Annotated in this window: 14 protein-coding genes and 2 pseudogenes; 7 read left to right on the forward strand and 9 right to left on the reverse strand. The window is 71.3% G+C overall.

Annotated elements, in window-relative coordinates; all coding sequences use genetic code 11:
• Positions 1–94 precede the first annotated feature (94 nt).
• A complete protein-coding gene (locus tag ADK67_RS47510) occupies positions 95–448 on the forward strand; it encodes a hypothetical protein (protein WP_157621653.1) in 354 nt (117 codons plus the stop codon).
• Between the two features lie 8 nt (positions 449–456).
• Here ADK67_RS47510 and ADK67_RS47515 read toward each other — a convergent pair whose 3' ends face one another.
• Together ADK67_RS47515 and ADK67_RS47520 are read right to left on the reverse strand one after the other, a co-directional pair.
• Positions 457–1,392, reverse strand: a complete 936-nt coding sequence (locus ADK67_RS47515) for an SDR family oxidoreductase (protein WP_053723230.1) — start codon at positions 1,390–1,392, stop codon at positions 457–459.
• Positions 1,393–1,429: 37 nt separating this feature from the next.
• Positions 1,430–2,062, reverse strand: coding sequence for an NADPH-dependent F420 reductase (locus ADK67_RS47520; protein WP_053723231.1), 633 nt, complete (start codon positions 2,060–2,062; stop codon positions 1,430–1,432).
• A gap of 172 nt (positions 2,063–2,234) precedes the next feature.
• Here ADK67_RS47520 and ADK67_RS47525 point away from each other — a divergent pair, with 172 nt between their 5' ends.
• Positions 2,235–3,134 (forward strand): LysR family transcriptional regulator, encoded by a 900-nt coding sequence (locus ADK67_RS47525; protein ID WP_053723232.1) that lies wholly within the window; start codon positions 2,235–2,237, stop codon positions 3,132–3,134.
• Positions 3,135–3,136: 2 nt separating this feature from the next.
• Here the strand turns inward: ADK67_RS47525 and ADK67_RS47530 are convergent, their stop codons facing one another.
• Entirely contained in the window at positions 3,137–3,556 is a 420-nt protein-coding gene (locus tag ADK67_RS47530; protein WP_063797963.1) for a hypothetical protein, read from the reverse strand.
• The gene (locus ADK67_RS47535; protein WP_053723244.1) at positions 3,553–4,122 is read right to left on the reverse strand and encodes a PadR family transcriptional regulator; all 570 of its coding nucleotides are present in this window, start codon (positions 4,120–4,122) and stop codon (positions 3,553–3,555) included. The genes ADK67_RS47530 and ADK67_RS47535 overlap by 4 nt, the downstream gene beginning before the upstream one ends.
• A 154-nt stretch (positions 4,123–4,276) precedes the next feature.
• Between ADK67_RS47535 and ADK67_RS53225 the strand changes: the two genes are divergently transcribed.
• Positions 4,277–5,722, forward strand: a complete 1,446-nt coding sequence (locus tag ADK67_RS53225; protein WP_053723234.1) for an effector-associated domain 2-containing protein — start codon at positions 4,277–4,279, stop codon at positions 5,720–5,722.
• Positions 5,723–5,947: 225 nt separating this feature from the next.
• Here ADK67_RS53225 and ADK67_RS50315 read toward each other — a convergent pair.
• Both ADK67_RS50315 and ADK67_RS47545 read right to left on the reverse strand, forming a co-directional pair.
• Positions 5,948–6,415: pseudogene (locus ADK67_RS50315) on the reverse strand (ABC transporter ATP-binding protein); the annotation flags it as partial.
• 7 nt (positions 6,416–6,422) lie between these two features.
• Positions 6,423–7,256 (reverse strand): ABC transporter substrate-binding protein, encoded by an 834-nt coding sequence (locus tag ADK67_RS47545; RefSeq protein WP_231648714.1) that lies wholly within the window; start codon positions 7,254–7,256, stop codon positions 6,423–6,425.
• A gap of 150 nt (positions 7,257–7,406) precedes the next feature.
• On the opposite strand from ADK67_RS47545, the gene ADK67_RS47550 reads away from it, so the two are divergent.
• From ADK67_RS47550 to ADK67_RS47565, 4 genes are all read left to right on the forward strand, one after another.
• The gene (locus ADK67_RS47550; protein WP_053723236.1) at positions 7,407–10,538 is read left to right on the forward strand and encodes a BTAD domain-containing putative transcriptional regulator; all 3,132 of its coding nucleotides are present in this window, start codon (positions 7,407–7,409) and stop codon (positions 10,536–10,538) included.
• An 86-nt stretch (positions 10,539–10,624) separates the two neighbouring features.
• Entirely contained in the window at positions 10,625–11,524 is a 900-nt protein-coding gene (locus tag ADK67_RS47555; protein WP_082404897.1) for a calcium-binding protein, read from the forward strand.
• A gap of 47 nt (positions 11,525–11,571) precedes the next feature.
• The gene (locus tag ADK67_RS47560) at positions 11,572–12,447 is read left to right on the forward strand and encodes a hypothetical protein (RefSeq protein ID WP_053723238.1); all 876 of its coding nucleotides are present in this window, start codon (positions 11,572–11,574) and stop codon (positions 12,445–12,447) included.
• 4 nt (positions 12,448–12,451) lie between these two features.
• Positions 12,452–13,696: a hypothetical protein gene (locus ADK67_RS47565; RefSeq protein ID WP_053723239.1), complete on the forward strand. Its 1,245-nt coding sequence runs from the start codon at positions 12,452–12,454 to the stop codon at positions 13,694–13,696.
• Positions 13,697–13,713: 17 nt separating this feature from the next.
• Here ADK67_RS47565 and ADK67_RS47570 read toward each other — a convergent pair whose 3' ends face one another.
• The 3 genes and pseudogenes from ADK67_RS47570 to ADK67_RS53230 all read right to left on the reverse strand — a co-directional run.
• Positions 13,714–14,070 (reverse strand): hypothetical protein, encoded by a 357-nt coding sequence (locus ADK67_RS47570; protein ID WP_157621654.1) that lies wholly within the window; start codon positions 14,068–14,070, stop codon positions 13,714–13,716.
• 151 nt (positions 14,071–14,221) lie between these two features.
• Complete coding sequence (locus ADK67_RS47575; protein WP_053723241.1) at positions 14,222–14,743, reverse strand: DinB family protein; 522 nt, start codon at positions 14,741–14,743, stop codon at positions 14,222–14,224.
• 26 nt (positions 14,744–14,769) lie between these two features.
• Positions 14,770–14,913 (reverse strand): annotated as a pseudogene (locus tag ADK67_RS53230) (ArsR family transcriptional regulator); the annotation flags it as partial.

Genomic DNA, 14,913 nt, shown 5'->3' on the forward strand with positions numbered 1-14,913 from the left:
CGCCGTGCTCTCTGTGCCCCAGAGCCGATCAGACCAACCGAATCGGGATGTCCCCGGTTTGACAGGCGGAAACGGCCTGACGACGCTGGTGGGCATGGCGGACGCGACCGACCACAGCTTGCACCTCGACCCGGAGATGCCCGACGTCGCCGAGCTGTCGGACCGCGGGCGGCGGAGTTCCTGGGAACTGCCGGGCGCGGTCCAGGTGGTCGACGACGTCGAGAAGTGGAAGGCCATCGCGGAGAAGGTCGCGATCGGGAACGGGTTTCACGTGATCGAGTGGGCGCCCGAGCCGGCGGGCGGGTTTCGCGCGCTGATGCGCCCGCGCCCGGACCCCGCCGAGGTGTTGGACGCCGTCAAGGCGGCCCTGGCGCGGTTCGACCTCACCATCGGGGAGGCGTGGGAGACGCCGGAGGGCACCATGCGGGTGGAGTTCGTGCCCGACTGACCCTGCCGTCAGTCGGCGGGGAAGTAGTGGCCGTTGTCCAGGTCGGCGAGCAGGCCTGGGTGAGCGGGTTCCCAGCCGAGGGTCCGGCGGGTGATGAGGTTGGACGCCGGGTAGCTCTGCGTGACGATGTTCGCGAGGAACCCGAAGTACCCCGGCACCATCAGCACGTCCGCGGGAACGCTCACGACGGGCAGGCCCAGCCGGCGGCCGATGGCCTCGGCGATCTCGCGCAGCGGGATGGCACCGTCCCCGACCGCGTGCCAGTACCTGCCGGCCGGTCCCTTCTCCAGCGCCAAGCGGAACAAGGAGGCGGCGTCGCGGATGTGCACGGCGTTCCACAGGTTCGCGCCGCCGCCGGGGTAGCCGACGAAGCCCTTCTCCTTCGCGAGCGCGATCAGCTGCACGAAGAAGCCGGCACGATCGGTCGTGCTGTGCGCGATGTTGGCGATCCGCACGACGGATGACCGCACTCCCCGCTCGGCGAGGCCGACCACGGCGGTTTCCACGACGTTGCGAACCCGCAGGGTGCCCTTGTGCTCATCGCCGACGGGAAGGGCCGGGTCCTCCTCGGTGACCGGCCGGCCCAGGTTCCCGGGCGAGCCGATGCTGCCCGCCGCGACCAGCGGCTTGCCCGTCCCCTCTAGTGCCTCGCCGTACGCGAGGATGATCGGGAGCTCCGCGGCGGCCACGGCGTCGATCCCGCCGGACGGGAGCAGGTCTTGCCGGTGCGCGACGTGGATGACGCCGTCGGATTCCGCGGCCGCCTCCTTGAGCCCGTCGAGATCCTCGATGTCGCCGCGACGCACTTTCGCGCCGAGCGCGGACACCGCCGCCGCGGCCGTGTCCGACCGGGCCAGGCCGGTGACCTCGTGCCCGGCGGCGACGAGCTCGGGAATGATGTGCGAACCGGAATGGCCGGTCCCGCCAGTGACGAAAACGCGCACGCTGCTGCTCCTGGTGAATGACGTGGTGCGGGTGCGCTCAGCGGAGAATGCTGACGCCGAGCGAGAAGTCGGTGTGCTTGACCGAGTGCGCGACGAGGCCCAATTGCAGCAGGGCGACGTTCTCCAGCGTCCGCGCCATGGGCAACTGCCCGATGTCCAGCGGGCGCAGTCCCAGGCTCTCCACGAACGCTGACACGCGTGCCTTCGCCCGTGCGTCGTCGCCGGCGATGAACACGTCCAATGGGCGGCCCTCGGCTGTGCCGGCCGCCAGCACGTGGGAGAACAGGGTGTTGAACGCCTTGACGACCTGCGCGCCGGACGGTGCGGCCTTGGCGATCTCCTGCGCGCCGGAACTGCCGTCGGGGGTGACAAGGCCCGTGAGGTCAGAGGAAATGGGGTTGGTGAGGTCGACGATGATCTTGCCGCGCAGTGCGTCCCCGTACTCGCCGACCACCGCCGCCGCGCCGGCGTACGGCACGGCGAGGATGACGATGTCCCCGGCCGGGACGGCGCCGGCCGTCCCGACGGTAGCGCCGCCGAGCGCGGCGGCCACTTCCTCGGCCTTGGCCCGGTCACGGCCGATGATCTCGACCGCGTTGCCGCCGGCGAGCGCCCGGCCGGCCAGGGCACTGGCCATGTTCCCCAGGCCGATGATGCTGATGCTGCCCATTTGCGTGCCTGCTTTCTGGAGCCTGCCATCAAGTCCCGATGGTGAATTCCTCCACCGAATTCACTCCGGCTTCATCGGTCACCTGTTCAGGTTGCCCCTGGCCTGATCGGCTGTCCAAGACCTCTTTCAGCCGTGGTGATACCTTGGAGGCATCACCAGACCGGGAGGCGCCGTGGATCTGGACCTGCGCAAACTGCGCTACTTCGTCGCCGTGGCCGACCGGTTGCACTTCGGCCGCGCCGCCGACGAGCTGCACATCGCGCAGCCGGCGCTCAGCCGCCAGATCCGCGCGCTGGAGCAAGACCTCGGCGCCTCGCTGTTCATCAGGAATCGCCACGGCGTGGCGTTGACCGACGCGGGCCGACAACTGCTGGACGACGCCGGTCCGCTGCTCGCCTCCGCGCACGCCGTCCGACGTCGGGTGTCCGTGGCCGCCCGCGGCAGCCGGCGGCTGGTGGTCGGCTTCCGGACCGGCATCCCGGTCATCCCGGCGGCGCAGGCGTTCGAGGCCCGGCACCCGGACGTGGTCGTGGACGTGCAGCGGGTGGAGTGGGACGACCAGGCCGCGATGCTGCTCGACGGCCGCGTCGACGTCGGCTACGTGCGACTGCCGATCGACGAGACGGGCCTGCGCGTGACCCCGCTGTACACCGAGCCGCTCATGGTCGTGCTGCCCGCCGGCCACCGGTTGGCCGGCAAGGAGGAGGTCACCGAGGCCGACCTGGCCGGTGAGCCGCTGGTGTGGCACGCCGACCCGAGCACGCGGCCCACCAGGCGCCCGCACCCCGACTCCGGGCTCCGGGTGCGCGGAGTGGAGGAGAAGCTCGAACACGTCGCGGCCGGCCGGGGCATCTCGTTCGTGGGGCGCTCGGAGACCGTGTTCTACTCGCGCCCGGACATCAGCTACGTCCCCATCCCGGAACTCGCACCCGACCAGGTGGCCCTCGCGGTGGCGGCATCACGCACCTCGCCGCTGGTCGACGACTTCCTCGCCGCGGCGCAGGCGACGGTCGAGATCACGGCAGAATGCGGGAACCCCGATGCGCATGCGGCTCTTCCGCAGGGACGCTGACGTCAGTGCACGGCCGGGCGGTGCCCGCGTGCCACGGCCAGGCACAGCGCGGCCAGTGCCGCGATGATCGGCGCCCAGCCGAAGCGTTCCCACGGGCTTGACGAAGCCAGGTTCATCAACAGCCCGACCGTGAGCAGCACGACCAACACCCACGTGCCGCTCTTGGCGACCCGCGCCGGCACCCACCGCACGCGATAGCCTCCTCGCCGCAGCACCACCGCCGCGGCCACCAGCCAGAACGCGGTGGCGACCCCACTGGCGACCCGCAGAGCGGGGGGCAACTCGGCCACCTCGCCTCCATATGCCGCTCGGCCCAAGGGGATCCCGGCGGCCAGCAGTGCCTGGAACACCGACACCGCCACGAAACCCGTGCCGGCGACGGCAGCGGCCCGTCTCAGCCGGCGGGTGACAGCCACAGTCATGATGTTCTCCCTGGTCGTGTTCTCGCCCGGTCGTCGTCGAGTTCCGCAAGAGTGGACAGTGCGTCGTGAGCCCATGCCTGTGTGGCACGGGCGGAATGCTCTCCCGCGGAGACGGTGAGCAGCCAGTAGGCACGGTCCTCGCCGTCCTGGCCCTCGATCTCCGCGCGGATCTCCGCGTACCGCTTCAGCGCGTCCTGCGCTTCGGTCAACGCCGCCTGGACCAACGTCCGGCACGCGGCGGGACCGAGGTGTCGCCCGAAGTACAGTCGCAGCAACATTCCGTTGCGCGGTGGCGTGGCCTGAACGGGCTGCGCCAACAACTCCTCCAGGCGTCGTACGCCCGATGGCGTGATCGCGAACGTGGACGCACCGGTCCGGGTGGCATCCTGCTTGCGCACGAACCCCTCCCGTTCGAGATTCGCCAACGTGGGGTAGATCTGGCCGTAGCTCTCGCTCCAGAAATGCCCCAACACGTCCCGGATCGCTTCGCGCAACGCGTAGCCCGTCATCGGCTGGACGCTCAACCCGCCCAGCACCGCGACCTCCGTCTGACTCGCCCTGGCCATCCCCACCCCTCTCTGACAGATATATCTATCAGAGACATGCCCGCGCCGGCAAGCACGTGCTTCGACCGCACGGAACGCGCCGGGATTGGTCTGTTCGAGTGCCGCCGCTGCCCCCGCGCCCTCGACTGGACTACAACAAGCGTGGGGAGGTCGCATGGGGTCGGATTCGGGCGCACTGCACCGGTCGTTCATCGCCGTGGACGTGGAGGGCTTTGGCGACCCGGCGCGCACCACGGCGCAACGGCGCGGCGCCCGCAGCGGCATGTACCAGGTGTTGATGCGCGCGTTCGCCGACGTCGGCCTACCGTGGGACGACAAGTCGGTGGAGGACGCGGGCGACAGCCTCATCGTGCTGCTGCCCCCGGACGTCGCCAAGGCGGTCCTCGCCGACCGGCTGCCCGGGCGTCTGGCGGCTGCACTGCGTGATCACAACCAGGGTCACTCGGTCGGCGCGCGGTTGCGCCTGCGGATGGCGTTGCACGCGGGTGAGGTGCACTACGACGAGCGCGGCAAGACGAGCGCCGACCTGATCCTCGCCTCTCGGATCCTGGACGCGGCGGAGGCCAAGCGGGCGCTGCGCGACTCCACGGCCCCCCTCGTGGTGATCGTCTCCGACCCGTTCTACCAGTCCGTGATCCGCGATCGATCCGCCACCCGCCCGGACGCCTACCGACCGGTGGACGTGCGGGTCAAGGAGATCAGCGACCAGGCGTGGGTCCGCCTGGTGGACGCCGACACGCCCCGGCCCGCCACCGGCACGCGTGCGCCTACCTCGCGTGAGCTGAACGCGATCGTCGACGCCCTGCTGCGCACACCCGGCTTCGACACGCACGAGAAGCGTGACCTGGTGTTGCACGAACTTCCGTTCGCGGCCTCCATCGCCCGCCACAGCTCGGACCGCGCGGACACCTTCAGCATCGTCCGGATGATCGCGCGCTACCCCGGCGGCCTCGAAGCCCTGCGCGAGTCGATCAACTTCCACGCCGCGGGCAACACCGCCGTGGCCGAACTCGACACGCTGATAGCAGATCTGGCCGGTGGCGGGGATTCCGGCTCGCGTGCCTCGAACGACGAGCACGAACTGGTGGTCTTCACCTCCGGCGAGGACGGCGTCCCGGTCAGGGATGCCGTGGTCGACATCCTGGAGATCGCCGGGTACGGCGTCACCGCCGAGCAGAGCCCGGAACGCGGATCGTGGTTCCAACGGCTCACCGTCAAGCAGAGAAGTCCCGAGGCCGCGGCGAACCTGGCCACCGCCCTGACGGCGACCGTGACCAACGGGGTGGTCGCCGAGACGGTCGGCACGGCCGTGCAGGGAGGGGACATCACCGTCCAGGTCCACCCGCCCGACGCCACCCACGACGAGCGGATGACGAACGCGATCGCGCGGTTGCTGGAAGCCAGCCGCGGGCACGACGAGGTCGTCGTCTACATGGGCTCGATCCTGTTGATCAAGATCGACTCGTCGATCAGGGTGTGGGAACCGACGGAGGACGAACACGACCTCATCGCCGCCAACCCCCACCTGCTGCAGGCACCTCGCGATCTGGTCGCCAAGTTGGTCGGCGACAAGCTGCCGGAGAACGCTGCCGAGCGTTAGCTCTTCGGTCAGTCGGAGCGGCCGATTCCCCGGAACTCGATCTCGACGCCGTCCAGCGCGTCGAGAGGACCGGACTCGGGCCACGACCCGGTCGGCGAGCACGACCGCCTCCTCGACGGAGTGCGTGACGAACACGACGGTCAGCGGTTGCTCCCGCCAGATCCGTTGCAGCTCACCGGACAGCTCCGTCCGGGTCAGCGCGTCGAGCGCCGAGAACGGCTCGTCCATGAGCAGCACTGCCGGGCCCTCGATGATCGCGCGGCACAAGGCCACCCGCTGCTGCATCCCGCCGGACAGCTCGTGCGGCAGCCGTGTGGCGAACCCCTGAAGTCCGACCAGCTCCAGCAGCTCGTGCGCGCGGGCGACGTGCCGCCGGCGGTCCAGGCCGAGCACCTCGACGGGAAGCAGGACGTTGCCCAGCACCGAACGCCAGGGCAGCAACGCCGGGCGCTGGAACATGACGGAGATGTCGCGCCGGGGCCCGGTCACCGGTTCGCCGGCGACGACGACCCGCCCTCCGGTCGGCGCGAGCAGCCCGGCGACGATCCGCAACAGCGTCGACTTGCCGCAGCCGGACCGCCCGATCACCGCCACGACCTCGTGCTCGCCCACCTCGAAGTCGATGCCGTCGAGGGCGGGCACGTGCCCGCGCTTCCCCTCGAAGACCCGGGACACCTGCTCCACGGCGATCATGACGGCATCAGGGCTTCGGCACCAGCTCGAACGAGACGAGATCAGCCGCCCGCAACGACCCGGCGGGGATCGCTTGCGCCTCGCCGAGCAAGTCGATGATCGTCGTGACCCGGCTCTCGTCGACCGCGCCGAGCGGGCCCGGGAACCCCGCCGGCTCCGAGTACTCCGGCATCAGCCGCAGCTCGGCGGCGGCCACCTCGGGGTTCTGCGTCGGCTGGTACTTGGTGAGGATCCGGCCGGCCTCGTCAGGGTGGTCGAGGGAGTACCGCAGCCCTTTGAGCAACGCGCCGCTGAACCGCCGCACCAACCCGGGGTCGTCGCGCGCCAACTCCGGTGAGGTGACCAGCATGTTGCCGTAGAGGTCGGGCAGGAGTTCCCCGTACGGCAGGACGACCGCCTTGCGCCCCTTCGCCGCCGCCTCGATCAGCGGCTTGCCGACGACGAACTGGCCGATCCCGTCGACCTGCCCGGACAGCAGGAGCTGCGGCAGCCCCGGCGGCGCCGAGGGCACGAACTCGACCGTGCCGGGGTCGATCCCGGCGGCCTTGGCGTACAACGGGAACATCAACCGGATCGTCGAGCCGGGCGGATCACCGATCTTCCTGCCGACGAGGTCCGCGGGCGTGGTGATGCCGCCGCCTTCGAGCCCGATGATGGCCGCGACGGTGCGCTGGTGGATCGCGGCCACGGCGGTGACCGGCAACTTCTCCTTCGCGACCGTGATCATCGTGCCGGTGAGGTCGGCCACCCCGAACGACGTGAGGTAGGTGACCTCGGCCGCGTTGCCCGCGGTTCTCGTCCCACTCCCACAGGCGACGAGCGCCGCCAACACGATGACCACGAGGAGAACGGAACGACAGGGCCGCATCGTGGGCTCCTTCCCCGGTGTCCCCACCGAACAGCACCGGCGAAGACGGCGTCGAGAACCGCGGCACAACCCGGGACCGACCCCAAGGGATCCGGGCGAACGAACCGATCACGGTGACGTCACGTGTCGGAGCGGACGACGAAATCTGCGGCCGGCGGAGCACCGATCGCCGGCACCCTGTACGACGATCACAACGCCCTCGTCACCTCCGGGACGTCCATGGAGATCCGGCTGCTCGGCCCCGTCGAACTGCACGGCCCGTCCGGCGAGGTCGATCTCGGACCGCCGCAGCGCCGACACGTGCTCGCCGCGCTCGCGGTCCGGCCCGGCCGGGTCGTGCCGACCACGACGCTGATCCGCCAGGTGTGGGGCGAGGACCCGCCTGACTCGGCACGCAAGGCGCTCCACGCCCACGTCAGCAGGCTGCGCAAGGCGCTGCAAACAGTCGGCGGCTCGCTGGTCAGCCGCAACGGCGGCTACGTCCTGCTGGTCGAGCCCCACCAGGTCGACTGGTTCCGGTACCAAGCGCTCGTCGCCACGGGCCGGGACGCCGCGCGCGACGGCGACGATCCGCGTGCCGCCGAGGACTTCCAGCGTGCCGCGCGGCTGTGGCGCGGCCGACCGCTGGCCGACCTGGAGGGCCCGTGGGTCACGGGCTACCGCGAGGTGATGACGGAACGCAGGCTGTCGGCCGTCGAGGCGGCACTGGAAGTAGGGATGCGCCAGGGTCGCCACGCCGAGTTGGCGAGCGAGGCCGCGGACTTGGCGCGGCACCACCTGGGCCGTCAGCACCTCGTCGCCCTGGCCGCCCAATGCCTCCACTGGTGCGGCAGGCAGGCGGAGAGCAGCGAGCTGTGCCACCGGGCGATCGTGTCGCTGCGACGGAACGGGGTGGAGCCGAATCGCCGGCTGCTCGAGCTGCACACGCGCATCCTGCGCGACGACCCCGGGCTGGCCGGGCCGTTCCCGACGCCCGCACCGGCGACCGGTGATCCCGGGGCGCGCCGCGAACTCGCCCGCGAGATGCGCAGGATCTGGCTGGAGCGCCGGGACGAGGACGCCCGCGTGACGCTGCGGGTGCGCGAGCAGCCAGGGGCGGTCTGGCCGGAGTTCGCCGACCACACCGCCCCCGACCTCGGCGAGGCGGGGCCCGTGCTGGACCGACCGCTGTCCGAACTCGTGCTCCGCCGGTACAACCGCAGGCTGCTGGTGTTGGGGGACAAGGGCGCCGGTAAGACCACCAGCCTGGTGGACCTGGCGGCGGCCCTGCTGGCGCGGTCCGACGACCCGGACGTGCCCGTGCCCGTCGTCCTGCTGCTGTCGCGGTGGCGTGGCGGCGACTTCGCCGACTGGGTCGTGAGGGAGGTTCGCGACCAGTACCGGCTGCCCGCCGACCGGGTGCGGCGGCTGCTCGTGGACGAGGAGGCGCTCGTCCTGCTGGACGGGCTCGACGAGGTGCCCACCGAGCTGCGCGGCGCGTGCGTGCGGGGCATCAACGCGTTCCGCACCGCGTTCGGCGCCGGGATCGTCGTGACCTCACGCACCGCGGAGTACCGGGACCTGGACGTGCGGCTCGCGCTCGCGGGCGCGGTGGCCATCCAACCGCTCACCGCCGAGCAGATCGACCGGCGGCTCGCCGACGGCGGCGCCGCGTTGGCGGGGCTGCGGGACGCGGTGCGCCGTGACCCCGAGCTGGTGAAGCACCTGTCCGCACCGCACATGCTGGACGTCGTGTGCGTCGCGTACGAAGGAGGCGGCGAGGTGTCACCGACGATCGGTGGCTCCTACGACGACTACCTCCGCGTCCTGCTGCAGCGGTCACGCTCGCCGCTGCCCGGAGCCCGCCGCACGCCGCCGTTCGACCTCGCCGCCACCCGTCACTTCCTCACCTGGCTGGCCAGGCTGATGACAGCACGCGGCGAGACCGTGTGGTTCCCCGACCACTTGACGCCCGCGTCGCTGCCGGGGCCGCGCCCGCGCTGGTCCCTGCCGGTGACGCTGTGGTCCGGACCGGCCGAGCGGATCGGCCTGCGACGCCTCGCGACCGCCGGGACGTACGGGGTCGTGGCGGCGCTGTTGTCCGCGGCGGTCTACGGGGTGCAGCTCGGGCTGGGCCGTTCGGCGGCCCGGGACACCCCGCTGGACGCGTCGCCGCTGTTCGCCGTCCCGCTCGCGGTGGTCGTGTTCGCGGCGGTCACGTGGCTGTTCGTGCGCGGCGGGTTGCCGCGGTGGTCGAGGGTTCCGGTGTACGCGGTGACGCTCATGGTCGCCGGAGGGCTGCACAAAGGGCTGTACACCGGGCGGCAGTCCGGCACGGCTGCGGGGTGGCACGCGGGCATCGTCGGCGCACTGGTCTACGGGGCGACCATCGCCGCTTCGGTCGCGATGGCGCTCGGCGTCGTGGCCGTGGTGCGCCGCCTGGACCGGGACGACCGGTGGGCCCTGTCCCCCGGTCGGATCGCGCGGTGCACCGACACCGCCGCGGTGTGCGCCCTGGCCGTGGGCGTGAGCCACGCGCCGGCCCGGTTCGCCGCCGCACCGCACGACGCCGCGTACGCCCTGACCGCGGGCTTCGGCTACGGCGTGATCATGGGCCTGGGTGGTGGCGTGCTGCTCGGGCTGGGGTTCATGCTCGTGGACCTCGACGTCGCGCGGCCCGCCGCGCGCTGGTCGTTGTCGTGGCGCGGGTTCGCGACGGCGTGCGCGACCGCCGCCGTGTTCGGGGTGCTGCACTGGCTGCTGCTCGTGCGGGCCGTCGGGATGGCGCTGGGTCCGGACAAGGGTCCGGTGTTCGCGTTCGTCGTCGCGATGACGTTCTGCCTGGCCTTCGGCCTCGGGCACAGCCTGCGGCCCGAGCTCAACCTGCCCGTCCCGGCCCCCGCGCGGGCGCTGACCGCGTCCCTGCGCGCGGCCGTCGGGCCGGTGGTGGGCGCGGTGCTCGTGGCCCTGCTCGCGACGGCGCCGGCCCGGACCGCGGTCGTCGAGTACGTGCAGATCGCGCTCGTGGTGCCCGCCGTGCTGGCCGCACTGCTCACGTTCTGGTTCACCGGCGGCGGGGTGTGGCTCGCGCACCACGTGGCCCGGACGATCGCGCGGCACGCCCGCCTGCTCCCGCGAGACCTCCTCGGGTTCCTCGAGCACGCCGACGAGCGGATGCTGCTGCACCGGCACGACGGCGGCTACCGCTTCCGCCACCCCGAGATCCAGCGGCACGTCGCCGAGGACTCCCTGACCACGTCACCCGTACCGCGCTGACCTGCGGAGCAAGGATTCGACAACCATCGCGTGCACTCCCGGCTGCGAGCCTGGCCATCACGACGGACCGGAAGGAGCCCCCGGAGATGGCCATTCGAAGATCCCTCGCGCGGTTGTCCGCATTGGTGCTGCTGAGCGGCGGACTCGTCGCCCTCGGCACCGCACCGGCGCACGCCGCCGCCTGTTTCGGCGCCGGTACGACGATCGTCGGCACGCCGGGCAACGACGTGCTGCTCGGCGGCAGCGGAAACGACGTCATCGACGCGGGCGGCGGCAACGACCTCGTCATCGGCAACGGCGGCAACGACAAGCTGTGCGGCGGCGACGGCGACGACACCATCGAGGGCTACAGCGGCGACGACATGATCTCCGGAGGCCATGGCGCGGACCGCCTCGACGGCGGACGCGGCGGGTGCTGCGACTCCTCGTTGGACACCGGCACCGACACCGTCAACGGCGACGACGGTCCCGACGTGATCTGGTCCGCCGACTTCGGGCGCCTGATCGCCAACGGCGGCTTGGGCGACGACGAGATCTACGGCCTCGGCGGCAACGATCAGATCGGAGGCGGCGGCGGCAACGACACCATCGGCGGGCACGGCGGCGACGACCTGCTCGACGGAGGGCTCGGCGGCTGCTGCGACCCGGTCCAGGACACCGGCGCGGACGTGATCTACGGCGGTGACGGCGGCGACGTCATCTGGTCGGCAGACCTCGGTCGGCTGCTGGCCGACGGCGAGGCGGGCAACGACACCCTGCACGGCCTGGGCGGCAACGACGTCCTGTGGGCGGGCGAAGGATTGGACTACCTGTTCGGCAACGGTGGCGACGACGTGCTCGACGTCCGCGACGGCTACACCAATTCCGATCTCGCCAACGCCGGGGACGGCGTCGACCAGTGCCGGATCGACGTCTGGGCCTACAACCCGGCACAGCACGACACCCACTACTACTGCGAAACGATCGTGACCAACCAGGTCACGTGACAGGGACGCGATTCACTCGACCGGGCTCACTCGACCGGAGGATCCTCATGTCGTCCGCTGCGCTCTGCTCCCCCTCCCTCCCCCGCGACCTGCCGCGGAAGATCACCACGCACGCAGCCGCGCTCCTCCTGCTCGCGGTGTGCGTGGATGCCGTCAACGAACTGCACCACGCCGACCCGGTCGGGTCGACGGTCGTGACCAGCGCGCCGGCCGTCGCGCGGATGCCCGACGCGCACAACGTCAAGAGCGCTGCCGTCCCCGACCGTGTCATGGCGCCCGACCGCACAGCGCTTCCACGGACCGCGTCGACCATCGATGCGAGCGGGGCGGCCGTCATCGACCGCATCCCCACGCTCGCACAGGTCGAGCACACGGCACCGGCACAGTCGGGCACCGCCGTGGGGCCGTCGGGCGACGCCCCGAACTCCGTCCAGGTGACTACCGCTCCCGACATCCCGGACGGCACGCCCAACCCCGCACCGTCCGGGAGCGGGAGGGTCGCGCTTCCGGCCCTGGCGGCAGGCGGCACCTCCGACGAGCAGGCGAAGCAGGACCAGGCGGAAAGCGCCCCGATCCGCTCGGCCCCCGCCGAAACCCCGGCGCCGGCCCGGCCGCCGACGGTTCCCGTGGGGCCCGCGGCAGTCCCCGTGCCGCCCGTGGTCACAGCTCCGGTGATCGCAACTCCGGTGGTCATGGCCCCGGCGACCCCATCACCGGCTGTCGACCGGCCAAGCGTCCCCGTCTCGGCGCGGCCGATCGTGGCAGCGATGCCCGTTCCCGTCCCGTCGACCATGGGCGCCGTGACCGTCACCGGCAGCATGAGCGAACCCGTGCCCGCGGTGCCGGTGCACTCGCCCACGCCCGCGATGCCGCTCCCCGGCCCGGGCGGGATGGTCCAGCACGCACCGCAGTCGATGATCTGACCCGATGCCGAACGCCACGAGAACCGACAACCGCATCGTGGGCACGGTGCACGAGGCGGTGCAGGCCGGGTCCATCAACGAGGTGCACTTCCACCGCCCGTCGAAGCACTTGCGGGTGTTCCTCGCGATCGTCGGGACCTGCATGCTGACCGCCGCGTCGGGCACGCCGCCCGCCGAGACCTCCGACCACCGCCCGGTCTCCCCCACCACGGCCAAGGCGTGCCTGGTGCGCACCGACCCGTCCACCAAGTCCGGCTACGTGTGGGCGAACCGGCCGCACGAGGACGCGTACCGCCCGCAGGGCGAGTACCAGTGCAACTCCTCGGGCGGGGTCAACAGCGTGGTCCGCGAGGGCGTCGGCCGGTACACCGTGGACTTCCCCGGCCTCAGCGTGGACGGCGGCACGGTCGACCTCACCGCGGCGGACACCGCCGACCGGCTGTGCTCGGTACGCGACTGGGGACCGTCGCACACCGACCAGCGAGTCCGGGTCACGTGCGTGGACCGCGACGGAACACCGGCCGACGCCGCGTTCACGCTCGCCTTCCTGTTCACGATGGGCCGCAACGGCGTCAGCGCCTACGTACGCGCCGACCAACCCACCACCGACACCCAAGTCCCGGACCCCAACCACCAGCACAACTCCACGGGAGGGATCAACTCGATCGACCGCGAGGCCACCGGGTCGCACGTCGTCTTCCTCCCCGGCATCGACCAGTCGCCGGCAGAGGGCGACTCGGGCGGCATGGCCAAGGTGACAGCGCTCGGCGAAACGCCGAACACCTGTTCCCCACACGGATGGCGACCATGGCACAACCCCGAGACGGACAAGGACTTCTTGATCGTCCGCGTCACCTGCACGACACCACGCGGCGACCCGGTGGACGCGCCGTTCGCCCTGTCGTTCACCGCCGACCTGGGCTCCACCCCCACCGCACGCGTCCCCGGAGCGTACTTATGGGCCGACAAAGAGGACGAGGCCTCGTACACGCCCACCAAGGAGTACCAGTACAACTCGACACACACGCTGAACACAGTGACCCGATCCGCGACCGGCACCTACACGGCGCACCTGCCAGGCCTGACCCGCAAAGGCGGCCACGCCCAGGTCTCCGCGTACCGGACGGACGCCACGTGCGGCGTGACCGGCTGGTACCCAGTGGAGCAGGAACAACGAGTCGACGTGGTGTGCCGCGCACCGACCGGCGACCCGGTCGACGCACAGTTCACCCTGGTCTACCTCCAATAACCAATGGGCTCGGACAGTCACCTCCGGCGTGCCGCCGCCCCCGGACGCGAACGTCCTGCCGCCGAAGACTCAGGCTCGTCGTCGAGTCGCAACGACTTCAGGAACGCGACGGCCGCCCGGTGAGCCGGCCCTTCCGGCGGCACGACTTCCAGCAGTGCCACCAGTGCGAGCAGGCGGTCCTTGTCGAGCGCTCCGAAGTAGCGCGTCAGGTGCGCGTTCCACCTGCTGTCGAGGTGGAGCAGCAGACCACCGCCGCCCCGCGCGTCATCGACCAGGACCGGTCGCCCGTCGTGCTGCTCGACCTGCCAGGCGGGCAACGGCGCCACCAGCCGCCGGAACCGGTCGACCATCCGCTCGTACTCACGCCGATCCACCACTACCCCTGACCGTCGGAACCTCGTGCCCACGCCCTTCAGAGCGATGGCCGACGGTCGGGGAAGAACCGCACCGTGATCGTCGCACAGCCGTTCGAATCGCTGTCAAGTGGAATCACCCAGGCAGGGCGCGTGCGGCACGGAACGGTCGTCAGTCGTTGCCGCCGAACGTGAGTTGGCGGCGGTGGAAGTCGAAGTGCCGGACCGGGAAGCGGTAGATGTCGGCGAGGGTCATGAAGTCCTGGAAGAACGGGTCCCAGCGGGTCGGGTAGTGCATGCCGCGGGCCAGGTCGGTGTCGGTTTCGCGGTCGAGGCGGCGGTGCAGGGCGGCGATGGTGCGGTCGCAGAGCGCGGCCAGTTGCCGGCGGCCGAGGGTGCTGCCGCCGAGCCAGGAGCCTGCGAAGTTCACCGCGTCGAACGGTGCGGTGGCCGCGTTGAGCAGGCGGGCGAAGGTTCTGCTCATGCCGGTGGGCAGCCGGTCGACCAGGCGGGCCAAGGTCAGCAGGGCGCGGATGATCAGGAACCCGAGGAGCATGTGGAACAGCAGTTGGCGGTTGTCCCACCGGGTGCCGTCGGACTTGCGGCGCAGGTCGGCGGCAGTGGCCTGGTCCAGGAGTGCGTGGAACGTGGCGCGTGCCCGTTCCAGGTCGTCGTGAACCGCCTGCTTGTCCACGGTCCCAGTGTGCGCCTGCTCGGCGTTCAGCAGGTGGCGCAGTCCGGTGTGGTGAGGACGGAGGCGGAGTTGGCGCGGCGTTCGAGCATGACGGTGTCGCGCCAGGTGCCGTGGTGTTGGGCGATGCGTTCGCGGACGCCGACGGTGCGGTAGCCGGCGGAGTGGTGCAG

The organism is Saccharothrix sp. NRRL B-16348, from assembly GCF_001280085.1.
Taxonomy (GTDB): Bacteria; Actinomycetota; Actinomycetes; order Mycobacteriales; family Pseudonocardiaceae; genus Actinosynnema.

What these genes read in the sequence shown, in the direction of transcription:
- ADK67_RS47510 (WP_157621653.1), top strand. Translation starts at nt 95, where the DNA reads ATGGCGGACGCGACCGACCACAGCTTGCACCTCGACCCGGAGATGCCC.
- ADK67_RS47520 (WP_053723231.1), bottom strand. Translation starts at nt 2,062, where the DNA reads ATGGGCAGCATCAGCATCATCGGCCTGGGGAACATGGCCAGTGCCCTG.
- ADK67_RS47530 (WP_063797963.1), bottom strand. Translation starts at nt 3,556, where the DNA reads ATGACTGTGGCTGTCACCCGCCGGCTGAGACGGGCCGCTGCCGTCGCC.
- ADK67_RS47535 (WP_053723244.1), bottom strand. Translation starts at nt 4,122, where the DNA reads ATGGCCAGGGCGAGTCAGACGGAGGTCGCGGTGCTGGGCGGGTTGAGC.
- ADK67_RS53225 (WP_053723234.1), top strand. Translation starts at nt 4,277, where the DNA reads ATGGGGTCGGATTCGGGCGCACTGCACCGGTCGTTCATCGCCGTGGAC.
- ADK67_RS47555 (WP_082404897.1), top strand. Translation starts at nt 10,625, where the DNA reads ATGGCCATTCGAAGATCCCTCGCGCGGTTGTCCGCATTGGTGCTGCTG.
- ADK67_RS47560 (WP_053723238.1), top strand. Translation starts at nt 11,572, where the DNA reads ATGTCGTCCGCTGCGCTCTGCTCCCCCTCCCTCCCCCGCGACCTGCCG.
- ADK67_RS47565 (WP_053723239.1), top strand. Translation starts at nt 12,452, where the DNA reads ATGCCGAACGCCACGAGAACCGACAACCGCATCGTGGGCACGGTGCAC.